Genomic DNA, 23416 nt, shown 5'->3' on the forward strand with positions numbered 1-23416 from the left:
GAGCCAAGAAAACCATTTGGGTCGGGCTGTTCCTTGCCTCCCCTTAAGGGGAGGTGCCCCGGAGGGGCGGACTTGCAGAGCTGCGGAGCAGAGGGATCCTCCGCAGCGTCCTTCCAGCGGGCCTGGCGGCGAGGGCAGTCCTGCAGGGCGCTACTCGCTGTCCGGCGCCTGCACATGCGCCAGCATCAGCGCGGCGGTGGCCTCCAGGGCGTCGGTGTGGGTGCGCTCGTAGGCGTGGCTGGCGTCCACGCCGGGGCCGATCAGGGCCACCGGGTAGTCGCCCCCGGCGCGCCAGGCGGCCGTGCCGTCGGAGGAGTAGAAGGGGTAGAGGTCGACCCGCAGCTCCAGGCCAGCCCGCTGCGCCGCCTGCCGCAGCCGGTTGCTCAGGGCGTGGTCGTAGGGGCCGCCCGAGTCGGCCACGCACAGACTCACATGGTGCTCGCTGCTCTGCTGACCCTCGCCCACCGCCGCCATGTCCACCGCGATCAGTTCGCCCGTGTGCGGGGGGATGCCGGTGGCCGCGCCGTGCCCGACCTCCTCGTAGGTGGTGACGTGGAAGGCGATCGTGCAGGCCGGCGGGCGGCCCAGCAGGGCCTTCGTCACGCCCAGGAAGACCGCCACCGCCGCCTTGTTGTCCAGGTGCCGGGCCTTGATATAGCCGCCCGGGGTCACGCGGGGCCGGGCGTCGAAACTCACGAAGTCGCCCACCTCGATGCCGTGCGCGCGGGTCTGGGCCGCGTCGGCGGTGCGCTCGTCCAGCCGCACCTCCATGACCGACGCCTCGCGCCGCAGCTCGCGCAGCGCCGCGCCGTGCACATGGGTGCTCTGGCGGATGTTGACCACCGTGCCCGTGACCACCCGGCCGCTCTGGGTGTGCACCCGCACGTCCTCCCCCTCCACGGTCGCCCAGTCATAACCGCCCAGGGCGCTGAGCTGTGGCCGGCCATTTTTCTTGATGAACTTCACCATCGCGCCCAGGGTGTCCACGTGCGCGCTGAAGGTCACGTGGCGCGCCTGCGCCTCACCATCGCCAGTGCCGCGGCCGGGCACCTCCCAGGTCAGGGCGCCCTTGCGGGTGCGCTGCGTCTCCAGGCCCAGGGCGCGCACCTCGGCCTCGATCAGCGCGACCGCCTGCCCGGTGAAGCCGGTCGGGCTGGGCGTGTCCAGCAGCCGGATCAGGACGTCCAGGGTGGACGGCAGATCGAAGCCTGGGGCGGGCATCAGGCGTCCACCGGGGTGGGCAGCAGCACCACGCCGAAGCCGGCCTCCTGCGCCGCGCGGGCGGTCACCTCCAGTTCCGGCGTGCCCTCCAGTCCCAGCAGGAACACGTCGCGCACCGCCCGGCCATGCAGCAGGGCGCCCAGATCGGCGCTCCGGAAGGGGTCGGGGCGCACGGCCCGCACCAGCAGGTCGCCGGCCTCGGCGCGGAAATCCGGGTGCAGCGTCCAGCCCTTGCCGAAGGTTTCCCCCGGCGTGTCCGGCGCGCCGTCCCACTGCACCAGCACGATCAGGTCGCGGTGCTCCCTGGCGCTCTCGACCCGGTGCGCCCAGTCGCGGGCCAGCTCCCGCTCCTGCGGGTGACCTTCCAGTTCATGGCGCTGCACGTTGAGCAGGACGAGGGCGGTGGGCGTCAGGGTCATGGGCTGGATGATAGCGGCCCGGCGTTCACGGCGCCCTCACGGATCGGTCAGGAATCGCCCAGCAGCGTGGTTCCCTCCTCCCAGCCCCGCTCGCGGGCGGCCTCCAGGGGCGTCTGGCCCCGCATGTCGCGGGTGTCCAGCGCCGCGCCGTGGGCCAGCGCCCAGCGCAGGGCGTCCAGACTGCGGGCCTGCACCGCCGCATGGGGCGTCTTTTCCAGCCCCGCCCGCGCCCCTGCGTTCCAGGCGGCGTCCAGCGTTTTCGTGTCTCCGCTCAGCGCCGCGTGGTACAGCAGCCCAATACCGTGGGCGCCGGGGATCTGGGCCAGGGCCGGATCGGCGTCCAGCATGGCCCTGAGTTCGTCCACCCGCCCCAGCATCGCCCAGGCCACGTGGTTCGGCGCCGCGCCCCGTACGAGCAGCAGCTCCGCGATCTCGCGCCCGCCGGTGTGCGCGGCCGCCTCCAGCGGCGACTCGTTCCAGACCGCGTAGCGCGTGTCCGCCAGCTCCGGATGCGCGTCCAGCAGTGCCCGCACCCGCTCCAGGTTGCCGTGGGCGTTCGCCACCAGCTCATGCGTGGGACTCTCGAAGTCGCTCATGGCTCAGGGTACGCCGGGCGGGGGAGAGGGAAGGGGGCCTGACCGGCTGGTTCAGCTTCGGTGGACGGCGTTCAGGGTGACACGGTGACGCTCCCGGCAGGGACGCTCTGGGCATCGGCGCCACCTCGGGACTGTCCCGCGGGGCGGACACGCTGGCCTGAGCGGATTCGCTGCGGATGATACGGGACTAAAGTGATGGCAAGACATGGCGGAGTCGCCATCAACAGACCCCTCACCCCAACCCTCTGCTTCGCAACTCTGCGAGCCTCCCCAGGGGAGAGGGGGTCGAAGACCTGCGAAGCAGAGGGAGCCGCACCGCGGCGGAAGGGTGAGGGGTCTCGGATGGCGCAGGATCACTTTCACTTCGGATGACCCCTCTGCTGAGCGGTATCAGCCAGTCCGGGCTGTGGCCCGCCTCGAAACGCCCGAGGTCAGAGGAACTTGCCGGCTCAGTCCTCTTTCACCGTCATGATGCTCAGGCCGGCGTCCACGTACATGGTCTGGCCGGTCACGCCGGAGCCCAGGTCGCTCAACAGGAACAGCGCGAGCTTGCCCACTTCCTCGGGCGTGGCGTTGCGGCCGAAGGACGCGTTGCGCGCGCCTTTGTCGTACAGGCCGCCGAAGCCCGGAATGGAACGCGCGGCGATGGTCCGCATGGGGCCGGCGCTGACCGTGTTCACGCGGATCTCGCGCTCTCCGAAATCGGCCGCCAGGTAGCGGGTGGCGGCCTCCAGGGCGGCCTTCGCCACGCCCATCACGTTGTATTTGGGCACGACCTGCTGAGAGGCGTGGTAGGTCAGGCTCACGATGCTTCCGCCGTCGCGCAGCAGCGGCTCGGCGTGGCGCGAGGCCGAGACCAGCGTGTAGGCGCTGACCTGCAGGGCGGTGTTCCAGTCCTCCGGGGTGGTGTCGAGAAAGCGGCCCTCCATGGCCTGCCGGGGCGCGTAGGCGATGGAATGCACGAGGTAGTCCAGGTGCCCGAACTCCTCTTTCACGCGGGCGAACAGGGCCACGAGGTCGGCTTCGCTGGTGGCGTCGGCCTGCTGCGACCACACGCCGTCCTTCCCGGCCAGCAGCTTGTCCAGCTCGGGCCTGAGGCGCTCGCCCTGGTAGGAGAAGCCCACCCGGCAGCCCGCCGCGAGCAGTTGCTGGGCGATGGCCCAGCCCAGGCTGCGCCCGTTCGCCACGCCCATGACCAGGGCCGTCTTGTTGCTCAAGTCCACGCTCACACTCATAGGCGGACTCTAGCAACCCGGGCGGCCGGAGGGCTGGAGTGGACAGGGCAGGCGGCCGGGCGAATGCGACCCGCCTTCCCGCGCGCGCCGGCCCGCAGCGTCAGAATCCGGTGAGAGATGGGGGGGGATACTACGGGCCTGATGTTGCTGCGCGCACCGCACCTGACCGCGCCACACGCCTTTTCCACGCGTGTGGGCGGCGTGTCGTCGGGGGTATACGCGGGGCTGAACCTGGACGACCGCGAGGACGACCCCCGGGCCGTGGCCCGCAACCGCGAGCTGCTGGCGGGCGCGCTGGGGCTGCCGGCCTCCTTCGCCCGGCTCGATCAGGTGCACGGCACCCAGGTCGTGACCGTGACCCAAGCCGGGCTCTGGACGGCGGACGCGCTGGTCACCGCCACGCCGGGCGTGCCCCTGGCCATCGGCACCGCCGACTGCTACCCGCTGCTGCTGCAGGATGAGCGCGCGGGCGTGGTCGGCGCCGCGCACGCCGGCTGGAAGGGCACGCTGGGCCGGATCGGGGAGAAGACCGTGCAGGCGATGGTGGCCCTGGGCGCGCACCCCAGCGGTATCCGCGCCGCCGTCGGCCCCGGCATCTGCGGCGAGCGCTATGAGGTCGGCCCCGACGTCGCCCGCCAGTTCCGGGACGCCGGCTTGGGCGACTTCGTGCTGGACGTGCAGGGCCGCGCGCACCTCGATCTGGCCGGGGCCAACCGCGCCGTGCTGCGGGACGCCGGCCTGGACGACGCGAACATCTGGCTCAGCGGGCGCTGCTCCACCGAAGAGGACTTCTACTCGTATCGCCGTGACGCCGGGCGCACCGGCCGGATGTGGGCTGTGATCTGCCTGCAGGGTTCCAGCCTACCCGGTGCCAGCTCACCCAGCGCCGGAGGAGCGGCGTGAGCCTCCTGCAGCCCCGCGACGTGATCGACCACGTGACCGAGATCACCCCCGAGTTCCTGCGGGCCCGCGGCCTGCACGGCCTGCTGATCGACCTCGACAACACCCTGATCCCCTACGGCAGCTACGAGGAGCGCCAAGCGGCCGGGATCATCCGCTGGGCGCGCGATCTGCAGCGGCTGGGCACCGGGCTCTACCTGCTCAGCAACGCCACGGGCAGGCGCGCCGCCTACTGGCTGGAGCGCCTGGAGTTCAACGGGGTCGGGCTGGCGGGCAAGCCCAATCCGCGCGCCTACCGCCGGGCGGTCGGTGCCCTGGGCCTGCCGCCGGGGCAGGTGGGCATGGTCGGCGATCAGCTGTTCACCGATGTCCTGGGCGGCAATCTAGCGGGGCTCCATACCATCCTGGTCAGGCCACTGGCGAACAACGCCCTGCCCCACACGCGCCTGGCCCGGCAGCTCGAACGCCTGGTGCTGAGGAGATACGGCCATGACTGGAAGACCTGAGATGCGGCGCCCCGTGTGTCCACCCGGTCGTCCCGGCCTGAGGCCCCGGCCACCGTTCCAGCGCGCGCCCGGCTTCCCTGTCCGAACCCTGCCCGGGCCGCTCCCACACCCCCCTCAGCCCCTGTCGCCGCCCCTTCCCGCTCATTCTATCCAGCACAGGCCCGTCCAGCTCAAGGAGGAACATCATGGCTCTCTCAATCGGTGACCGTCGCCTCGGCGCCATTCTGCTCGAACAGGGCTACGTCAACGACGCCGACCTGCAAAAAGCGCTGGTGCGCCACGCCGAGGTGGGCGGTCGCCTGGCCGAGATCCTGATCGGCTCCGGCATGGTCGGCGAGAAACGGATCGCCCGCGCCATCGAGGAAGCGCTGGGCATCCCGCTGGTCAATCTGATGGTGGTCAACCCCGATCCGCAGGCGGTCACGGCCGTGCGCGCCCAGACGGCGCTCAGTTCGCTGGCCTTTCCGTTCGCGCTGGAGGGCGGCACGCTGCGGGTCGCGCTGGTCGATCCGCTCTCCAGCCTCGCCATCGAGGCGCTGGAGGACGACTGCGGCCTGCTGATCGAGCCCTATCAGGCGCTGCGCGACGAGATCAACTGGGCCATCGCCACCCACTACCCCGAACTGGGCCTCACGCCCACCCAGCCCGCCGAGATGGCCGACAGCGCCGGCGGCGGCATGCTGGGCCAGCGCCTGATGTCTCGCGGCCTGATCACCGACGCCCAGTTGCAGGTCGCGCTGGACGCGCAGCAGCAGACCGGCGAGCCGCTGGGCTCCACGCTCTACGCCCAGAAGGCGATCACCGAAGATCAGCTCTACGAGGTGCTGGCCGAACAGATCGGGGCCGTGTACCTGAAAAATCCCCGCGATTTCAAACCCAGCGAGGAAGTGCTGGGCTCCATGCTGCGCGCCGACGCGCTGAGGCTCTCGGCCGTGCCGGTCGACGAGAGCGAGGGCGGCGTGACCGTGGTCGCCTCGGATCCGCGCAAACGCGAGGACATCGAGGCCCTGATCGGGCGGCGCACCCAGTTCCTGCTCGCCAAACCGAGGGACGTGGAGAGCCTGATCGAGCGCTACTACCCGCAGCGCGGCCGGCTGGGCGAACAGATGGTGCAGCAGGGCACGCTGTCGCGCGCGCAGCTGCGCGAGGCGCTGCAGGTGCAGGCCCGCGAGGGCCGGGTCAAGCCGCTGGGCGAGGTGATCATCGAGCTGGGCTTCGCCGGGGCCGAGGAGATCGACGCGGCGCTGCAGAAGCAGAACGCTGGCGGCGGGCGCCTGGAAGACACCCTGGTGCAGTCGGGCAAGCTCTCGCCCGAGATGCTGGCCAGATCGCTGGCCGCACAGCTGGGCTACGAGTTCCTCGATCCGGTGCAGAACCCGCCCGATCCCAAGGTCGCGCTGATGATCCCCGAGGCCACCGCGCGCCGCTACGCCGTGGTGCCGGTCAGGCTCCAGGGCGAGGCGCTGGTCGTGGCCATGAAGGATCCACGCAACGTGTTCGCGCTGGACGACCTGAAGCTGATCACCGGCCGTGAGGTCATGCCCGCCGTGATGGCGGAAAAGGACATCATCCGCCTGATCGAGCGCTACTTCGGCAGCAAGGACATGGCGGACCTAAACCAGCGGCTGGTGCAGGAGAGCAACAAGCGCGACAAGGACAACAAGCGCGCCGAAGATGTCGATGTGTCGGCCGGGCTGGACGACAACGCCGTGGTGCGGGTGGTCGACAACCTGATCCGCGAGGCCGCCCTGCAGGAGGCCAGCGACATCCACATCGAGCCGACCGAGCACGAAGTCCGTATCCGCTACCGCATCGACGGCGTGCTGCGTGAGCAGAACTCCCTGCCCAAGGGCGCGGCGCAGAGCATGCTCGCGCGCATCAAGATCATGGGCCAGCTCGACATCGCCGAGCGCCGCATTCCGCAGGACGGCCGGGTGCGCTTCAAGAAGGGCTCGATCGACATCGACCTGCGGCTGTCCACGCTGCCCACGGTGTACGGCGAGAAGGCCGTGATGCGTCTGCTGCAGAAGGCCGCCAACATTCCGGAAGTGGAGCAGCTGGGCTTTTCCGAGCACAATTTCCAGCGCTACCTCGACGTGATCGAGAAGCCCAACGGCATCTTCCTGGTCACCGGCCCCACCGGCTCGGGCAAGTCCTTCACTTCGTTTTCCACCCTCAAGCGCATCGCCAAGCCCGAGAAGAACACCACCACCATCGAAGATCCGGTGGAATACGAGATCCCGGGCATCGTCCAGTCGCAGGTCAACTCGGTCGCGGGCCTGACCTTCGCCCGCGCGCTGCGGGCCTTCCTGCGCCAGGATCCCGACATCATCTTCGTGGGGGAAATCCGGGACACCGAGACGGCCAAGATCGCCGTGGAAGCGGCGCTCACCGGCCACCTGGTGCTGGCCACGCTGCACACCAACGACGCGCCCGGCGCCATCGTGCGCCTGGAAGAGATGGGCGTGGAGCACTTCAACATCGGCGCCTCGGTGGTGGGAGTGGTCGCGCAGCGACTGGTGCGCAAGGTCTGCCCGGACTGCAAGGCCCCCACCAACGCCGACCCGGACGTGCTGCGGCGTCTGGGCATCACCGAGCGCGACCTGCGCGGCGCCCAGCTCATGCGCGGCGCCGGCTGCCCGCGCTGCGGCGGCACCGGCTACAAGGGCCGCATGGGCATCCACGAGCTGATGGTGGTGGACGAGCCCCTGCGGGTCGCCATCAGCATGGGCAAGAACGCCTCCGAGATCAACGACATCGCCATGACCCAGAGCGGCATGAAGACGCTGCGCCAGGACGGGATCGGCAAGGCGCTGCAGGGCCTGACCACCCTCGAAGAAGTGCTCGCCGTCACCAGCAAGTAACGCCCCCCACCCCCCGAGGTCATCCATGAACCATCCCAGTGCCGATATCACCGACATCCTGCGTTTCGCCGCCGAGAAGGGCGCCTCCGACGTGATCCTGACTGTGGGCCTGCCGCCGCAGTTCAAGCTGCACGGCGTCTACGACGGTCAGGGCTTCTCCGAGCTGGTTGCCACCGAGACGAGGCGCCTGATGTACTCGATGATGAACGAAAAGCAGCAGCGCACCTTCGAGGAAAAGCGCGAGCTGGACTTCTCCTTCGCGCTGGGCGAGAAGGCCCGGTTCCGCGTGAACGCCTTCATGCAGCGCGGCAACGTGGGCGGCGTGCTCCGGCTCATCCCCACCAAGATCAAGAGCGCCCAGGAGATGGGCCTGCCGCAGAACGTGATCGACATCTCCGGGGCGCCGCGCGGGCTGGTGCTGGTTACCGGCCCCACCGGCTCGGGCAAGAGCACCACGCTGGCGGCCATGATCGACCACATCAACACCAACAAGAAGCTGCACATCATGACCATCGAGGATCCCATCGAGTTCATGCACACGCACAAGCAGTCGATCATCAACCAGCGCGAGGTCGGCTCGGACACCATGGACTTCAACAACGCCCTGCGCGCCGTGCTGCGTCAGGCCCCCGACGTCATCCTGGTGGGCGAGTTGCGCGACTACGAGACCATCAAGGCCGCCGTGACCGCCGCCGAGACCGGCCACCTGGTCATGGGCACCCTGCACACCAACTCGGCGCCCGAATCCATCGACCGCATCGTGGACGTGTTCCCGGAAGAGCAGCAGGAGCAGATCCGCGTGCAGCTCGCCAACAACCTGGTCGCCGTGATGACCCAGCAGCTGCTGCCCAAGCTCGAGGGCGGCGGGCGCATCCTGGCCTACGAGCTGCTGGTCGCCAATCCGGCCGTGCGGTCGCTGATCCGCGAGGGCAAGACCTACCAGATCGTGTCGGTCATGCAGACCGGCGCCCGCGAGGGCATGATCACCATGGACGCCTACCTCGCCAACCTCTACCGCCGCCGCCTGATCTCCTTCGACATCGGCGTCGAGCGCGCGGTCGACCCCAAGGAATTCGCGCGGCTCGCCAACGACCCCACCGTGGGCAGCAGCCTGCCCGTGGGTGGCCCGGCCACCGCCAGCGCGGGCCTGGGCGGCGCGGGGGTCGGGGGCGGCCGCGAGCCGGCCCGTGGCGGCGTGGCGGAGACCAGCCGTCCGGCGGCGCCTGCGGGGGCCAGCACGTCCAGCTCGTTCGGCCGCCGCTGAGGCGAAGGCGAACTGGCCTGCAAGCGCGCCCAGGGCTTCCTGATGGGCCGCCCGCTGCCCCACAAAGAGACGTCCCCAGCAGCTCCGGGGACGTCTCTTTCAGGTTTGTTCTGGTGCGCTGCCGCTGTGGGCTTACGCGCCGGGCTGGGTGGCGGCCTTGCCGGTCGCGGGCGGGATGACCGGCTGGTCGCCCTCGGGCTTGGGCAGTAGCAGCAGATCGAGCACCTCGCCGACCTGCTCGACCGCGTGGATCTTCAGTTCGCCGCGGATCGACTCGGGCACGTCCTGCAGGTGCGGCTCGTTGTCCTTGGGGAAGATGACCTCGCGGATCCCGCCCTGGTGCGCGGCGAGCAGTTTTTCCTTGAGGCCGCCGATGGGCAGCACGCGGCCGCGCAGGCTGATCTCGCCGGTCATGGCGACGTCCATCCGAACCGGGCGCCCGGTGATGGCGCTGATCACGGCGGTGGCGATCGTGATCCCGGCGCTGGGGCCGTCCTTGGGGGTGGCGCCGTCGGGGAAGTGGACGTGCAGATCCATGGTCTTGTGGAAGTCGGGATCGGCGCCGTGGCGGTGGGCGTTGGCCCGCAGGTAGGCGATCGCCGCGCCCACGCTCTCCTTCATCACGTCGCCCAGCGAGCCGGTCATGACGACCTTGCCGCTGCCGGGGGTGGCCAGCGCCTCGACCAGCAGCATGGTGCCGCCGACCGACGTCCAGGCCAGACCCTGGGCCACACCCACCTGGGGCTCCTTCTCCATCCTGTCCGGGCGGTGCATGGGCACGCCCAGGTAGTCCGGCACCTGCGCGGCGTCGATGACCTTCAGGCCCTCCCAGGGGCTTTCCAGCAGCTCACGGGCAGCCTTGCGGGCCAGCTTGCTGACCTGCCGATCCAGATTCCGGACGCCCGATTCCTGGGTGTACTCCTCGACGATGCGGTTGAGCGCCGCGTCGGTGATCTCCAGCCGGCCGACCAGCCCGTGGGCCCGCACCTGCCGGGGCACGCGGTAGCGCTTGGCGATCTCGACTTTTTCCACCTGCGTGTAGCCGGGGATCTGGATGACCTCCATGCGGTCGAGGAGAGGCCGCGGAATGGTCTGCAGGGTGTTCGCCGTCGTGATGAACATGACCTGCGAGAGGTCGTAGGGCACCTCGAGGTAATGATCCTGGAAGGTGTGGTTCTGTTCGGGGTCGAGCACTTCCAGCATGGCGCTGGAGGGGTCGCCGCGCCAGTCGCTGCTCATCTTGTCGATCTCATCGAGCAGGATGATCGGGTTGGTCACACCCGCAGTCTTCATCGACTGGATGATGCGGCCGGGCATGGAGCCGATGTAGGTGCGGCGGTGGCCGCGAACCTCGGCCTCGTCGCGAACGCCGCCCAGCGACATGCGGATGAACTTGCGGTTCAGGCTTCTCGCGATGCTCTTGCCCAGCGAGGTCTTGCCCACTCCGGGAGGACCGACCAGACACAGGATCGGGGCGCGCAGCTCGGCGTCGTCGGTGCGCTCCTCGGCGGTGCGTTCCTGGCGCTGCTCGGCGGTTTCCTCGGGCTTGTGCGTCAGCTGGCGCACGGCCAGGAACTCCAGGATGCGGTCTTTCACGTCGTCCAGCGCGTAGTGGTCGTCGTTCAGGATGTCGCGGGTGCGCCCGATGTCGAGGATCTCCTCGTCGCGCTTGCTCCACGGCACGTCCACCAGCCAGTCGATGTAGTTGCGCACCACGGTGCTCTCGGGGCTGCCGCCGGGCGTGCGCTCCAGGCGCTGCAGCTCCTTGAGGGCCTTTTCCTTGACCGAGTCGGGCATGCCGGCGCCCTCGATCTTCTCGCGCAGGGCCTCGACCTCGGCCGGGCCGTCCTCGCCGCCGCCCAGCTCCTTGCCGATGGCCTTCATCTGCTCGCGCAGGTAGTACTCGCGCTGGTTGGCGTCCATCTGCTCTTTCACGCGTCCGGCGATCTTCTTGTCCATGTTGAAGCGCTCGGTGTCGCGCGCCAGGAACTTCAGCACGGCTTCCAGGCGGGCGCGCAGCGACACGGCCGAGAGCACTTCCTGCTTCTCCTCCGGCGTCCAGGTGGCGTGGTGCGCGACCTGGTCGCTCAGGGCGCCAGCGTCGGTCAGGGCCTTCAGCCCCTCGAGCTGGTAGTTGTCCAGGCGCAGGTTCTTGTTCTGGCGCTGGTACTCCTCGAAGGCCGACTTGACCTCCTGCACCAGCACGGCGACCTCACGGCTCTCGTCGGCGGGCGCGGTCTGGGTCTCGGCGCGCACGCGCATGTAGGCCGAGGGCACCTCGTCGGTGACCAGGGCGCGTTCCTGCGCCTCGACCAGCACCTGGTAGGTGTTGTCGGGCATCCGCACGACCTGCTTGACCACGGCCAGCACGCCCATCTCGTACAGCTCCGAGCGGGTGGGGTCGTCGGTGCGGGCGTCGCGCTGGGTCAGCAGCAGCACCCGGCGGTCACTGGCCTGCGCCTCGTCCACCGCCCGCTTGCTCTTGGGACGGCCGACGTCGACGTTCATCGTGACGCCGGGCAGGATCACTATATTTCTGAGTGCGACTACGGGAAGTTCCCAGATCATGCTTGCTCCTTGCGGGCCGCGGCCTCCTGAAAACAAAAGGTGCGGGAATACGAGAGTCTAACGCGATCGGGGAAACAATAGACACCCCCGACCGCTGGTACCCAGAAAGTCTAGGGACGGCGGCCGGGGGGCGCTGTAATCTCTGTTGCGTTTAGGCAGACTTCTTGAGTCCCTTAGACTCAAGGAGCCCCAGCGGCGAGTCGATATGGCCGGCATCGAAACGCAACTCCTTGAGGTTTTCGACAGGCAGCTCGAAGAGCAGGTCGGTCATGGCTCTTTCCAGCACCGCCCGCAGCCCGCGCGCGCCGGTCTTGCGTTCCCTGGCCCGCTGGGCGACCTCCCGCAGCGCGCCCTCGGTGAAGCTCAGATCCACGTTCTGGAAGCCGAACAGCGCCTGGTATTGCTTGACGATGGCGCCCTGCGGCTCGGTCAGGATGCGGACCAGCGCTTCCTCGTCCAGCTCCTGCAGCTGCACGACCAGCGGCAGGCGACCCACGAACTCGGGAATCAGCCCGAACTTCACGAGGTCTTCGGGCAGGAAGCGCAGCTCGGCCTTCTCGTCGCCCTTGTGCTCGGCGCCGAAGCCCACCGCGCGCACGTTAGTGCGGCTGCGCCCGATGTCCGCGATGCCGTCGAAGGCCCCGCCCACGATGAACAGGATGTTGCGGGTGTTCACCTGCACGAGTTCCTGCTGCGGGTGCTTGCGACCCCCCTGCGGCGGCACCTGCGCGACCGTGCCCTCGATGATCTTCAGCAGGGCCTGCTGCACGCCCTCGCCCGATACGTCGCGGGTGATGCTCGTGCCCTCGGACTTGCGCGCGATCTTGTCGATCTCGTCGATGTAGATGATGCCGCGCTCGGCGGAGGCCACGTCGTATTCGGCGGCCTGCAGCAGGCGCACGATCACGTTCTCCACGTCGTCGCCCACGTACCCGGCCTCGGTCAGGGTGGTGGCGTCGGCGATGGCGAAGGGAACTTCCAGCATCTCGGCCAGCGACTGCGCCAGCAGGGTCTTGCCCGTGCCGGTCGGCCCGATGAGCAGGATGTTGCTCTTCTGCAGGTTCACGTCGGGGTGCGCGAGGCGCTGGTAGTGGCTGACCACCGCGACCGCCAGCGCCTTCTTCGCCTCGTCCTGGCCGATCACGAAGTCGTCGAGGTAGGCCTTGATCTCCTTGGGGCTGGGCAGTTCCTCCAGCCGGAATTCGCTGCCGGCCTTCTTGTTCTGCTTGACCAGCTCGTGGGCCCGGTCCGTGCATTCGTTGCAGATGAAGGCCGCGCGGCCGGGGGCCTCGATCAGCTGGGCGATCTGCGGGTGTTGACGGCCGCAGAAGGAGCAGCGGTCTCCGCCGGTACTGGCTTTGGTCATCCCTGGGCCTCCTCGAGCTGGCGGGTGGTCTCGATCACGGTGTCGATCAGGCCGTACTGCTTGGCCTCGTCGGCCGACATGAAGTAGTCGCGCTCCATGTCGCGCAGCAGCTTGTCGTGCGGGATGTCGGTGTGCTTGTGGTAGACGCTGACCAGCCGGTCGCGCAGATGCAGCACTTCCTTGGCCTGCACCTCGAGGTCCGGCGTGTTGCCCCGGAAGCCCGCCGAGCCCTGATGGATCATGATCCGGCTGTTGGGCAGGGCCATGCGCTTGCCCTTGTCGCCGGCCATCAGCAGCACCGAGCCCATGCTCATGGCGATGCCCACGCAGATGGTGCTCACCGGGGCCTTGATGTAGCGCATGGTGTCGTAGATCGCCAGCCCGGCGTAGACCTCGCCGCCGGGGCAGTTGATGTACATCTGGATCTCCTGCTCGGGGTTCTGCGAATCCAGCAGCAGCAGCTGGGCCACGATGGAGTTGGCCATCTGCGATTCGATGGGCGTACCCACGAAGATGATCCGGTCTTTCAGGAGGCGGGAGTAGATGTCATAACTCCGCTCGCCCCGCCCGGTCTGCTCGATCACGTAAGGAATGATGCCCATGCGGGCGATTATCGCACGGGCCGCGCGGGCGAACGTAGGGAAAGGCGGTATGGAAACTGTACAGGTGGGCAGTCTCCTCCCCGTTGTCGCTGCAGTCCGCCTGAGCGGGTCGGCTCTATGAAGGCTCACCCAGCGTGGAGATCACGGGGGCGTCAGCTCCGGGCCCTACGGTCTCGGAAATGCGGTTCCTCCTGACCCTCTCGCTGGCGCTGACGGGCGCCCTTCAGCCTCCACCATCCACGGTGCCGACTCCCTACGCTCCAGCGGTCGGCGGGTATGTGCTGCTGACCGAGAGCGTCTCTACGGCGGGCAACGTCGTCCGGAGCACGCCTTTCCTGACCGATGCCCAGGGCCATGGGGTCTCGCGTTTCGGCTGGCTGAACCGGCCTCTGAGGGTGCTGCGGGAGACAGTCTCGGCATACGTCCTGTCCAGCGGCACGGGGCAGGTATGGCTGCCCAAACGCAATCTCCAGGCCAAGGCGGCCTTCCCGCTGACCCGAACCCGGGAGACCGAACAGCTTAGTCAGGCGCTGGTTTCGCAGCAGGTCTATGTCGACGGCCACCCCATGTTTCCCTGCGGAATCGCGCCGGGATACACCGCCTACGTGACTCTCGAGAGCGCGCGGGTGGAGAGCATCTGGCAGATCGAGGTCTCGCCCCAGGGTGGATTCGTGTCTGGCAACGAGGTGCGGAACCAGCGTGTCAGCAGGGCAGCGGTGCTGGTGATGCTTCGGCCGCTGGCCGGTGTCCGCGCCCTCGCCGGTCAGCCAGACCCATCCCTTCAGGAGCAGAGCGTGGCCCTGATGGCCCAGGCGCCGCAGCGCTGCACCCGCCTGCCCGGCGTGTTTGGCAGCGCCGACGATGTGTACCGTAGCCTGAGCCTCGCCCCCCTGCCCATACGGCCCCCACTCCCGAACGATCCAGACGCCGCACAGAAAGTTCTGATCGGCTGGACGAGGGCGCAGGTGCTGGCGCAGTACGGCAACCCCAACGAGGAGGGCAGTCTGGCCGACCTCCTGAACCACACCCACTGGACGTTCGGGTACGACTACGGTCTGGTGTCCATCACCTTCGGCCCGGATGGACGGGTCAGCGAGGCCCGGATCGCCCGCAGTCCCTGAGGGACGCAAAACAGCCGCCCCCTTACGGAGCGGCTGCCCTGCAAACCTTCGCTCAGTCCACGATCATCGGGATCAGCACGGGGTTGCGCCCGGTCACTTTGCGGACAAATCGCCGCACCGCGCCGTACATGTCGTCGCGGATATCTTCCAGGCGCTTCTTTTCCTTCATGCCCTGTTCCACCGCTTCCAGCGCGACCTTGCGGATCTGGTTGTCCAGATCGCGGTTCGAGCGCACGAAGCCGCGCGACACGACCTCTACGTGCGGCACCGGATGCAGCACGGCGGTCATGATCAGGATGCCCTCCTGGCTCATGTTCACGCGGTCGAGCAGCACGTCGTCGCCGATGTCACCCACGCCCAGGCCGTCCACGTACACGGCGCCGGCCGCCACCGTGCCGGTCACCTTGAATTCGTCGGCCGCCAACTTCACCACGTCGCCGTTTTTGGCGATCAAGGTGCGCTTGGGCGGGCGCGGCAGGGTCTGGGCCAGCTTGGCGTGGTTGATCTGGTGGCGGGGCTCGCCGTGCCAGGGCAGGAAGAACTTGGGCCGCGCGAGGTTCAGCACGGTCGCCAGTTCCTCCTGCGAGCCGTGCCCGGAGGCGTGCACCTTGAAGGCGGGCGGGTAGACCACGTCCACGCCGATCTCGTACAGGCGGTTGATGACGAGGTTCACGGCTTCCTCGTTGCCGGGGATCGGGTTGCTGCTCAGGATCACGGTGTCGCCCCGGCGCAGCGCGATCTTGGCGTGCGTGCCGAAGGCCAGGCGCGAGAGCACGCTCATGGGCTGGCCCTGCGAGCCGGTGCAGACGAAGAGGATCTGCTGATCCTGCAGCTGCCCCACGTCCTCGCTGGTCAGGAAGGGATCGGGCGCTTCCATGTAGCCGAGCCCCGTGGCGACCTGGGCGTACTTGAGCATCGAGCGGCCTTCCATGACCACCCGGCGCCCGCAGCGGTGCGCCACGTTCAGGGTGTTCTGGATACGGTGGACGTTGGAGGCGAAGGTGGTCATGAACACGCGGCCCTTGCAGTTCCTCACGACCTCTTCCAGCGCGCGGGTCACGGCGGCCTCGCTGACCGTGCGCCCCGGACGCTCGGCGTTGGTCGAGTCGGAGATGAGCAGCAGCACGCCCTCTTTCCCGGCCTGCTCGATCTTGTCGAGGTCGCTCAGCTTGCCGTCGCTGGGTTCCTCGTCGAGCTTGAAGTCGCCGGTGTGCACGATCTTGCCGACCGGCGTGGTCAGGATGTAGCCGGCGTTGTCGGGAATGGAGTGCGTCATGCGGATGAACTCCACATGGAAGCTCTTGCCGATCCGCACCTTGGCGTCCAGCGCGGTCTCACGCAGATCGACGTCGGCGTCCTTGATGCCGAATTCGGCCAGCTTCTCGCGCACCAGCCCCAGCGTGAGGGGCGCGCCGTAGACCGGCACCCTGGGCAGCCGGGGCAGGATGTACGGCAGTCCGCCGATATGGTCCTCGTGGCCGTGCGTGAGGATCCAGCCCTTGATCAGCCCGGCGTTCTGCTGCAGGTAGTCGATGCGCGGGATGATGAGGTCGATGCCCATCTGGTGCGAATCGGGGAAGGCCAGCCCGCCGTCGACGACCATGATCTCGTCCTCAAAGCGGTAGACGGTGATGTTCTTGCCGATCTCGCCCATGCCGCCCAGCGGAATAACCTCCAGATGGGGGGCGGCTGCCTGGGGCGGGGCGCCCTGTTCTACTTGTGTCATGCCTTGCTCCGTGTGTCGGGCCAGCCCAGAACCGGGCCGGTGTCTTGAAAGAGGCGTCGGCCCGTCGGTGTGGCCTGTGATGCGGTTGTGTCGTTTGCCCCCAGCACGGCAGGCAGACGCGGTTCACTCAAGGTAGCACAGGGGGAGAGCAGGAACCCGGGTCAGGGCCACGCAGGGCAACCGCGAAGTCCCGAGCTTTGCCCTGTATGCCTGGCCTGTAGGCAAACCCCACTGCTCCGCAGCTGTCCCAGTGAGTCAACTTCGGTGCCAGCTCCCCTTGAGGGGAACCAAGAACACCATTTGGGTCGGCTGTTCCTTGCCGCCCCTTCAGGGGAGAGGCGGACTCGGAGAGCTGCACAGCAGCGGGGTCGTCCGCAGCGTGATCGTGCTCACCCCTTCCCTGACTGTGCGGTGGCCCTGCAGGGCCAGCCCCGGCCTCAGACCCCTGCTCCGTCGCCTCTGTCCCTCTTCGGCCGTACGCTCCGCAACGGTGTGGCTCTGGCAGGATGCAGACGCCACGCCAGGCACCCCGGCTCATGGGCGGCGGCGCGGTCGGCTCAAAACGAAAACACCCCCGCTTGCGCGGAGGCGTTGACTGGTGACCCCAACGGGATTCGAACCCGTATCGCTACCTTGAAAGGGTAGTGTCCTAACCGTTAGACGATGGGGCCACACCACTTCAGTTGTCGCATCCAGTTCCTGCTCAGGGGGTCGCCTGGGGTCAGGGCTGTCTGCGGACTGCCTTTCAAGGGGCGCCTTTTCAGGCACCACAGAACTTTACCCGCACTCTCCCGTTCCGTCAATAGGCGTTCATCCACCCTGGGAGGGCTGATGGCTGGACTGGTGATGGGGCTGGTGGCTGGGCTCACTCCGCACTGCGCCCGGCAGCACTAGACTGGACGGGTGAAGGACGCAGCGGAGCAGGGTCGGTCGTTAGCAAAGGATGAAGCAGGCCTCTTGCTGGCGCGGGGGCCGCTGTGAGCGCCATCTACCAGCGTGCCCGGCCGATCCGCTGGGATCAGGTGGTGGGCCAGGAGCATGTCAAAGACGTACTGAAGGTGGCGCTGGAGCAGGGGCGGGTCGGGCACGCCTACCTGTTCAGTGGGCCGCGCGGGGTCGGCAAGACCACCACCGCCCGGCTGATCGCCATGACCGCCAACTGCACCGGCCCGCTGCCCAAACCCTGCGGCGAGTGCGAGTCGTGCCTGAGCGTGCGGGCGGGCTCGCACCCGGACGTCATGGAGATCGACGCGGCCTCCAACAACTCGGTCGACGACGTCCGCGAGCTGCGCGAGAAGGTCTCGCTGGCGGCCATGCACGGCGGCAAGAAGATCTACATCCTCGACGAGGCGCACATGATGAGCCGCGCGGCCTTCAACGCGCTGCTCAAGACCCTGGAGGAGCCGCCGGGCCACGTCATCTTCATCCTGGCGACCACCGAGCCCGAGAAGATCCTGCCGACCATCCTCTCGCGCTGTCAGCACTACCGCTTCCGGAGATTGACCCCCGAGGAGATCGCCGGGAAGCTCTCGGGGCTGGCGGCGCAGGAGGGCATGACGGCCGAGCCCGCCGCCCTCCAGCTGATCGGCCGCCTCGCCGACGGCGCGATGCGCGACGGCGAGAGCCTGCTGGAACGGATGCTGGCCGCCGGCTCGGCCATCACCCGCGCGGGCGTGGAGGAGGCGCTGGGCCTGCCCCCCGGCGAGCGGGTGCGCGGGGTGGCGGCGGCCCTGGTGGCCTCGGACGCGGGCACCGCCCTGGCCGGCGCCGCCCATCTGTACCGCGACGGCTACGCGGCGCGCACCGTGGTCGAGGGCCTGGTCGCGGCCCTGGGCAGCGCCCTGCACGCCGAACTGGGCCTGGGCGACGAGGGCCGGCTGGAGGGTGCCGATGTGCCCCGGCTGCTGCGGTTGCAGGCCGCGCTGGACGCCCAGGAGTCGCGTTTCGCCCGCTCGGCCGATCTGCAGAGCCTGGAACTCGCGCTGACCCACGCCCTGCTCGCCGCCGACGGGGGCGGCGGGAGTGCCGGCGCCGCGCTGGGAGCTGCGAGCGTCCCCGCCGACCTCGTGCAGCGCCTGAACCGGCTGGAGAAGGAACTCTCCACCCTGCGGGCCTCCGGCGCGCGGCCCGGCGGCGCACCCGCGCCGGTGGCCGAGTTCGATCCCACGGCGCGGCGTGGCCCGGCGCCCGTGCGGGAGGTCATGCAGGCGGCGGCGCAGGGGGTGACGGGCGCGGTGCCCGAGCCAGCGGCCCCGCCGGCCGAGCTGCAGGGCACCTGGGCCGACGTGATCCGGCAGGCGAGCATGCAGGTCAGGGCCTTCCTGAAACCGGCCCGCACGCACGCCGAGAGCGGCTACGTGAGCCTCACGTACGACGGCAAGAACGCCTTCCACGCCAAACAGGTGGTCGGCAAGTTCGACGATCTGGCGGGGCTCGTCCTGAAGGTCTTCGGGCCGGTCACCTTCGAACTGATCGCCCCGGAGGGGGGGCGCAAGGTCAGGCTGGGCGGGCCGCCTGGCAATGGTGGGGGAGGTTCCGCTCCAGCGCCCGCTGCTCCGGCTCCCGCTGCCCCGTCCTCGCCCGGGGTGGCCCAGACAGGGCCGGCACCTTCAGGGCCCTCGTCTGGCGACCGGAGCGCTGCCCCCGCGCCGGCCGAGGTCGCTCCGTTCAACCCGGCGCCCGGCCGCTCTCCCCGGGCCACGGCCGCCGGAGCGCCGGAGGCCCCCCAGGGGTCGGCCCAGCTGCCGACGCCCACCCTGCCTCCGCCGTCCCTCTCCCAGACCGCCCTCTCCCAGAGCGGCCTGTCCCAGACGCCGCCCCCCCGGCCGCCCCTGCGCCCGGCGAGCGTGGCGACCCTCGACCCTCCGGCGCCGCGTTCCCCGCAGCGCGCCAGCCCGGACGACCTGGGCCCCGCGCCGCTGCCCGAGGCCAGGGCGGCCTTTCTGGATGAACACCGCGCCGATTACCACAGCGCCGACCCGCCGCCCGCCCCCGCCGACGCGCAGGGGGGCGACCGGCTGGCCCCCCCCCAGGCTGCCCGCGACCTCTACCTGGGCGAGATCATCACCGAGGAGCCCGACTGGGACGATATCGGTGTGCCGCTGGAGGCGAGCGGCCCGGTGAACCTGGACGACGCTCCCTTCGCCGGCCTGAGTGTGGAGCGCTCCGCGCCCCGCGCGGCCGCCCCTCCTTCGGCGCCTCCCGCTCCGGCACCCGGCCCGGCGGCGGCCGCCACGCCCTCCCGCCCCGGCGATATCCGCGCCCACCCCATGTACGAGGACATCAAGGGCCGCTTCTCGGGGCGCGTGCGTGAGATCGGCAAGAACCGCAGCCCGCAGGCGGCCGCCGCCGAGATCGACCTGCCCGACGAGGAGACCGAGGCGGACAGCGCCCTGGGCTGACCCAGAACGGATCAGCGGGGCCAGCCATCGAGGGCGGCCCCGCTGTGTCCTACCCGCTTCTGGTCAGATGTCCGCGCACAGGGGGATGACGCCCGGAGCGAGCGCCTCATGGATGTTGATGTACGCGGCGCCGCTGAGGGCCGAGATGGGCTGGAGCCCCTTGATGGTCAGCGCGCCGGTGCCGTCCGTGGTCACTGCGGCGCCGCCGATCAGGCCGCCCACGACGCTGCCGCTCGAAGCGCAGTCCGGTGTCGTGGCGGTCACGGCCGCTCCCGTGCCGCGCGAGTGGTAGTGCGAGATGTAGGCGGTGTTGGGCTTCAGGCCCGTGGCTGTGAGGGTGGTCGCGCGGTCGCCGCCGGTCAGGTCGACATAGACGGCCTTCCCGGCGTCGTCCGGGTAACCGGCGGCGGCCTCCAGCTGCGAAGCGAAGGGCTTGGTCACGGCCGTGCCCGTCACGTCGGGCACTTTGGCGCGGTTGCAGGATGCCAGGACAAGGGAACCGACCAGGGCCAGGAACAGTGTTCTCTTCATAGGAGACCTCCGGGTTGTGAAGTACGCTCCCACCCTAACACCCCCGCTCCATGAAGGGGGTCGGTTTGTGGCCGCAAGCGCTGCCGGGGCGCCCTTCACCCGCTGGCGGCCGGGGTGCGCTAGCCTGCCGCCAGACCCATGACCCTGTTCGCCGCGCGCCGCGCGCTGCTTTCCCTGTTCCTGCTCGGTTCCGGCCTGGCGCAGGTCAGCCCCGCGCCGGCCCCGCTGCCGGCCGCCACGCCGCCCCCTGCGCCCGTGACGCCGGCCTCCCCGGATCCGGCCCTGCCCGGCCCACCCCCGGCCGATCCGCGGCCCGCCCGCCCGGCGCTGCCGCCGGGGCCGGGCGGTGGGCTGCGGGGGCTGTGGGTGGACGCCTTCGGGCCGGGCCTCAAAACCCGCGCCCAGGTGACCCGAACCGTGGACGACGCCGCGCGGCTGGGCATCAACACGCTGTTCGTGCAGGCGGTGCGCCGCTCGGACTGCCTGTGCCGGCTCTCCACCTTTCCGGTCGTGACCGACCGCGACCTGGAAAAGGGCTTCGACCCGCTGGCGGTGGTCGTGAAGCTGGCCCACGCCCGCGGGATGCGCGTGATCGCCTGGGTCAGCGTGACCGGGGCCTTCAACACCAACGCCCCCAACACCAACCCCCAGCACGTGTTCCGCACGCACGGCCCGGACGCCGGAGCGCGCTCGTGGCTGGCCCGCCGTCCGGGCGGCCAGTGGCAGGAGGGCCGCGACGGCTGGCTCGACGTGGGCATTCCCGAGGCCGCCGACTTCATCACGCAGGGCATCGTGAGTCTGGTCAGGAACTACGCGGTGGACGGCGTGCAGCTCGACCGCATCCGCTACCCGGACGGCGCGGTGTGGGGCTACGACGCCAAGGTGCTGGCCCGCTACCAGGGCGAGACCGGCCGGGACGGCGTGCCCACCCCTGAAGACCCCGCCTGGGCCGAGTGGAAGCGGACGCAGGTCACGAATCTGGTGCGGCGGGTCGCGCTGGAGGTCAAGGCGGTGCGCGCGGGCACCTGGGTCAGCGCCGCGACCATCACCTACCTGGAACCGCCCAGGGAGGGCGATCTGGTCTCGTTCCGGCGCACCCGCACCTACTGGGACGTGCTGCAGGACTGGCCCACCTGGATGCACGAGGGCCTGCTCGACCTGAACGTCCTGATGAACTACAAGCGCGACAGCGTGGCCGATCAGGCGGGCTGGTTCGACGGCTGGAACGTCTTCGCCCGCTCGGTGGCGGGGCGGGCCGACGGCGCCCGGGCGGCCCTGGCGGCCGGCAGCGCCATGTACCTGAACGAGCCGGCCGTCACGGCGGCCCAGGCCCGGCGCTCGGTGGACGCCGGCCTGGGCTGGGTCGGCTACTCCTACCGCACCCCCACGGCCGGCGTCTACGGCGAGAAGGAGAGCACGGCCCAGGGCCTGGAGACCCTGAGGAAGCTGCTCACCGCGCCGGGCGCCCCGCTGGCCCGCCCGCTGCCCTGGACGGAAGCGCCCCCGACCACCCGGGGCCTGCTCGGGCGGATCACCGGGACGCCGGTTCCCGGCTCGCGTCCGGTCGAGGTCTGGCAGGGTGGGCGCCTGCTCGCCCAGGGGGTCACGGACGGCAGCGGGTACTTCGGCTTCGCGGCCCTGCCGGCCGGCAAGACCGAGATCCGCGTGAGCGGCCAGCGCTGGATCGACACCGTGCCGGTGCGCGGCGTGGTGCGGCTGCCCGACCTGCTGGTGCACGACCTCCAGCCGGTGCCCGGCCAGCCCGCCCCGCCCGCCACACCGCTGGAGCCCCAGCCGCCGGAAGGGCCGCTCCCGGGAGTGCAGTCCCCCGAAGTGCCGCCGACCAGCACCCCGCCTGTCCCCAGCGTGCCCTGAGCCCCGGAACCGTCCGGGACGCCGCACCGGCCTCCTCCCCTGGACGCTGCCTGCTCAACCCCAGGCCGCTCAAGATCCGCTCTCCACACCCGGGCAGGCCGCGGCTGCGTCAATTCCAGGTCTGCGTCAATTCCAGGCCAGCCCGCCCCGCTGCGCCCAGTAGGCCTCAGGACTGAGCGTCAGCTCGCGCAGGTCGTCTGAACCCACCCCGCCCGCCCCTACACCATCCGCGCCCACAGCGATCTGCAGCGCCCGGAGGTTGTCGGCCAGCTGCCCCGGGGTCGCCGCGCCGCTGAGCACCACGTCGGCCCAGGGCTGGGCCAGGGCGGCGGCCAGGGCCACGGCGTCGGGCGTGAGCTGCAGTGTCCGGGCCCGCTCCGCCAGCGCCGGGGGCACGTCGCCCACACCGCTCAGGCCGTGTGCGCTCAGGCGGCCGTTCGCCACGCCCTCCTTGACCACGACCGCCCAGCCGGCGGCGTGCGCCTCTGCTAGCGCCGGCCCCGCCGACCTCTCCAGCAGGTTCCAGGTCGCCTGCACCACGCTCAGGGGGTTCACGCCGTCCACGCGCACGTCCAGCGCGCGGCGCAGGGTGTCGGCCTGCCGGGGGCCGCTGGTGCTCAGCCCGACCCGCACGCCCGATCCGGCCAGGGCCGAGAGCCGGGCCAGCACCCGCTCGTCCTCCAGCACGCCGGTCTCCAGGATCGCGGAGTGGATCAGGTAGATGTCCGGGGCGCGGCCCAGCGCCGACAGGGTCTCGGGCCACTGCCGCTCCAGCGTGGCGAGGTCGTGGCTCTTGACCTCATGGGTCTCGGCCCGGGCGCGCCAGCCGGCCACGTAGGTGTAGCCCCACTTGCTGCCCACGCTGGCCCCTACATTGGCCCCTACATTGGCTCTGTGCCCGCGCGCCCGCAGCCAGCCTCCCAGGAACGCCTCGGCCCGGCCGTAGCTGCGCGCGGCGTCGAAATAGCGCACCCCGGCCTCCCAGGCGGCGTCCAGCACCGTCCAGGCCTGGGTCTGCATGGCCTCCACGCTCTTGTCGGGCAGATCGCCGTGGTGGCCCAGGTTGAGGTAGCCGGGACGGCCCAGGGCGGCCAGCCCCAGACCCAGGCGGGGAGTGGCGGGTGGCAGCAGGGGAGAGGACGGGTTCGGCATGAATCTATTGTCGCCATTGAACGGATCGGGATACTTCAGGCCCCCGCAGCCGCCCAGAGTGGGCCAGAC

General features: G+C 70.0%; 17 protein-coding genes and 1 tRNA gene. 7 read left to right on the forward strand and 11 right to left on the reverse strand.

Annotated features, from left to right (window positions below):
* Positions 1–150: 150 nt before the first annotated feature.
* The 4 genes from CVO96_RS09225 to CVO96_RS09240 all read right to left on the reverse strand — a co-directional run bounded on the left by CVO96_RS09225 (position 151) and on the right by CVO96_RS09240 (position 3471).
* Positions 151–1221, reverse strand: coding sequence for a M42 family metallopeptidase (locus tag CVO96_RS09225; protein ID WP_103311980.1), 1071 nt, complete (start codon positions 1219–1221; stop codon positions 151–153).
* Positions 1221–1640: an isochorismatase family protein gene (locus CVO96_RS09230; RefSeq protein WP_112778683.1), complete on the reverse strand. Its 420-nt coding sequence runs from the start codon at positions 1638–1640 to the stop codon at positions 1221–1223. Before CVO96_RS09230 ends, CVO96_RS09225 begins: the two co-directional genes overlap by 1 nt.
* 47 nt (positions 1641–1687) lie before the next feature.
* On the reverse strand, positions 1688–2236 hold the full coding sequence (locus CVO96_RS21270; RefSeq protein WP_112778684.1) for an ankyrin repeat domain-containing protein: 549 nt from the start codon (positions 2234–2236) through the stop codon (positions 1688–1690).
* Positions 2237–2685: 449 nt separating this feature from the next.
* Positions 2686–3471: an enoyl-ACP reductase FabI gene (locus CVO96_RS09240; protein ID WP_103311981.1), complete on the reverse strand. Its 786-nt coding sequence runs from the start codon at positions 3469–3471 to the stop codon at positions 2686–2688.
* Between the two features lie 141 nt (positions 3472–3612).
* On the opposite strand from CVO96_RS09240, the gene pgeF reads away from it, so the two are divergent.
* The 4 genes from pgeF (at position 3613) to CVO96_RS09260 (ending at position 9005) form a co-directional block, all read left to right on the forward strand.
* Complete coding sequence (gene pgeF / locus CVO96_RS09245; protein WP_243398264.1) at positions 3613–4374, forward strand: peptidoglycan editing factor PgeF; 762 nt, start codon at positions 3613–3615, stop codon at positions 4372–4374.
* Complete coding sequence (locus CVO96_RS09250; protein WP_103311983.1) at positions 4371–4877, forward strand: YqeG family HAD IIIA-type phosphatase; 507 nt, start codon at positions 4371–4373, stop codon at positions 4875–4877. Before pgeF ends, CVO96_RS09250 begins: the two co-directional genes overlap by 4 nt.
* Before the next feature lie 185 nt (positions 4878–5062).
* A complete protein-coding gene (locus CVO96_RS09255) occupies positions 5063–7741 on the forward strand; it encodes a type II/IV secretion system protein (RefSeq protein ID WP_103311984.1) in 2679 nt (892 codons plus the stop codon).
* A 25-nt stretch (positions 7742–7766) separates the two neighbouring features.
* Positions 7767–9005, forward strand: a complete 1239-nt coding sequence (locus tag CVO96_RS09260; protein WP_103311985.1) for a type IV pilus twitching motility protein PilT — start codon at positions 7767–7769, stop codon at positions 9003–9005.
* Between the two features lie 132 nt (positions 9006–9137).
* Here CVO96_RS09260 and lon read toward each other — a convergent pair whose 3' ends face one another.
* From lon to clpP, 3 genes are all read right to left on the reverse strand, one after another.
* Positions 9138–11573, reverse strand: a complete 2436-nt coding sequence (gene lon / locus CVO96_RS09265; RefSeq protein WP_103311986.1) for an endopeptidase La — start codon at positions 11571–11573, stop codon at positions 9138–9140.
* A 151-nt stretch (positions 11574–11724) separates the two neighbouring features.
* Positions 11725–12939 (reverse strand): ATP-dependent Clp protease ATP-binding subunit ClpX, encoded by a 1215-nt coding sequence (gene clpX, locus CVO96_RS09270; RefSeq protein ID WP_103311987.1) that lies wholly within the window; start codon positions 12937–12939, stop codon positions 11725–11727.
* Positions 12936–13541, reverse strand: a complete 606-nt coding sequence (clpP, locus tag CVO96_RS09275; RefSeq protein ID WP_165795255.1) for an ATP-dependent Clp protease proteolytic subunit — start codon at positions 13539–13541, stop codon at positions 12936–12938. Before clpP ends, clpX begins: the two co-directional genes overlap by 4 nt.
* A gap of 179 nt (positions 13542–13720) precedes the next feature.
* Between clpP and CVO96_RS09280 the strand changes: the two genes are divergently transcribed.
* Positions 13721–14662: a hypothetical protein gene (locus tag CVO96_RS09280; protein ID WP_103311988.1), complete on the forward strand. Its 942-nt coding sequence runs from the start codon at positions 13721–13723 to the stop codon at positions 14660–14662.
* 52 nt (positions 14663–14714) lie between these two features.
* Here the strand turns inward: CVO96_RS09280 and CVO96_RS09285 are convergent, their stop codons facing one another.
* A complete protein-coding gene (locus tag CVO96_RS09285; RefSeq protein WP_103311989.1) occupies positions 14715–16388 on the reverse strand; it encodes a ribonuclease J in 1674 nt (557 codons plus the stop codon).
* 596 nt (positions 16389–16984) lie between these two features.
* Positions 16985–17059 (reverse strand) — tRNA-Glu (locus CVO96_RS09290).
* A 306-nt stretch (positions 17060–17365) separates the two neighbouring features.
* On the opposite strand from CVO96_RS09290, the gene dnaX reads away from it, so the two are divergent.
* A complete protein-coding gene (gene dnaX, locus CVO96_RS09295) occupies positions 17366–19789 on the forward strand; it encodes a DNA polymerase III subunit gamma/tau (protein WP_103311990.1) in 2424 nt (807 codons plus the stop codon).
* A gap of 63 nt (positions 19790–19852) precedes the next feature.
* On the opposite strand, the gene CVO96_RS09300 is transcribed toward dnaX, so the two are convergent.
* Positions 19853–20320: a hypothetical protein gene (locus CVO96_RS09300; RefSeq protein ID WP_103311991.1), complete on the reverse strand. Its 468-nt coding sequence runs from the start codon at positions 20318–20320 to the stop codon at positions 19853–19855.
* Positions 20321–20458: 138 nt separating this feature from the next.
* Between CVO96_RS09300 and CVO96_RS09305 the strand changes: the two genes are divergently transcribed.
* Positions 20459–22195: a glycoside hydrolase family 10-like protein gene (locus CVO96_RS09305; RefSeq protein ID WP_103311992.1), complete on the forward strand. Its 1737-nt coding sequence runs from the start codon at positions 20459–20461 to the stop codon at positions 22193–22195.
* Between the two features lie 126 nt (positions 22196–22321).
* Here CVO96_RS09305 and CVO96_RS09310 read toward each other — a convergent pair whose 3' ends face one another.
* Positions 22322–23347, reverse strand: coding sequence for an aldo/keto reductase (locus CVO96_RS09310; protein WP_103311993.1), 1026 nt, complete (start codon positions 23345–23347; stop codon positions 22322–22324).
* Positions 23348–23416: the final 69 nt, after the last annotated feature.

The sequence above is a fragment of the Deinococcus koreensis genome (assembly GCF_002901445.1).
Lineage (GTDB): Bacteria > Deinococcota > Deinococci > Deinococcales > Deinococcaceae > Deinococcus > Deinococcus koreensis.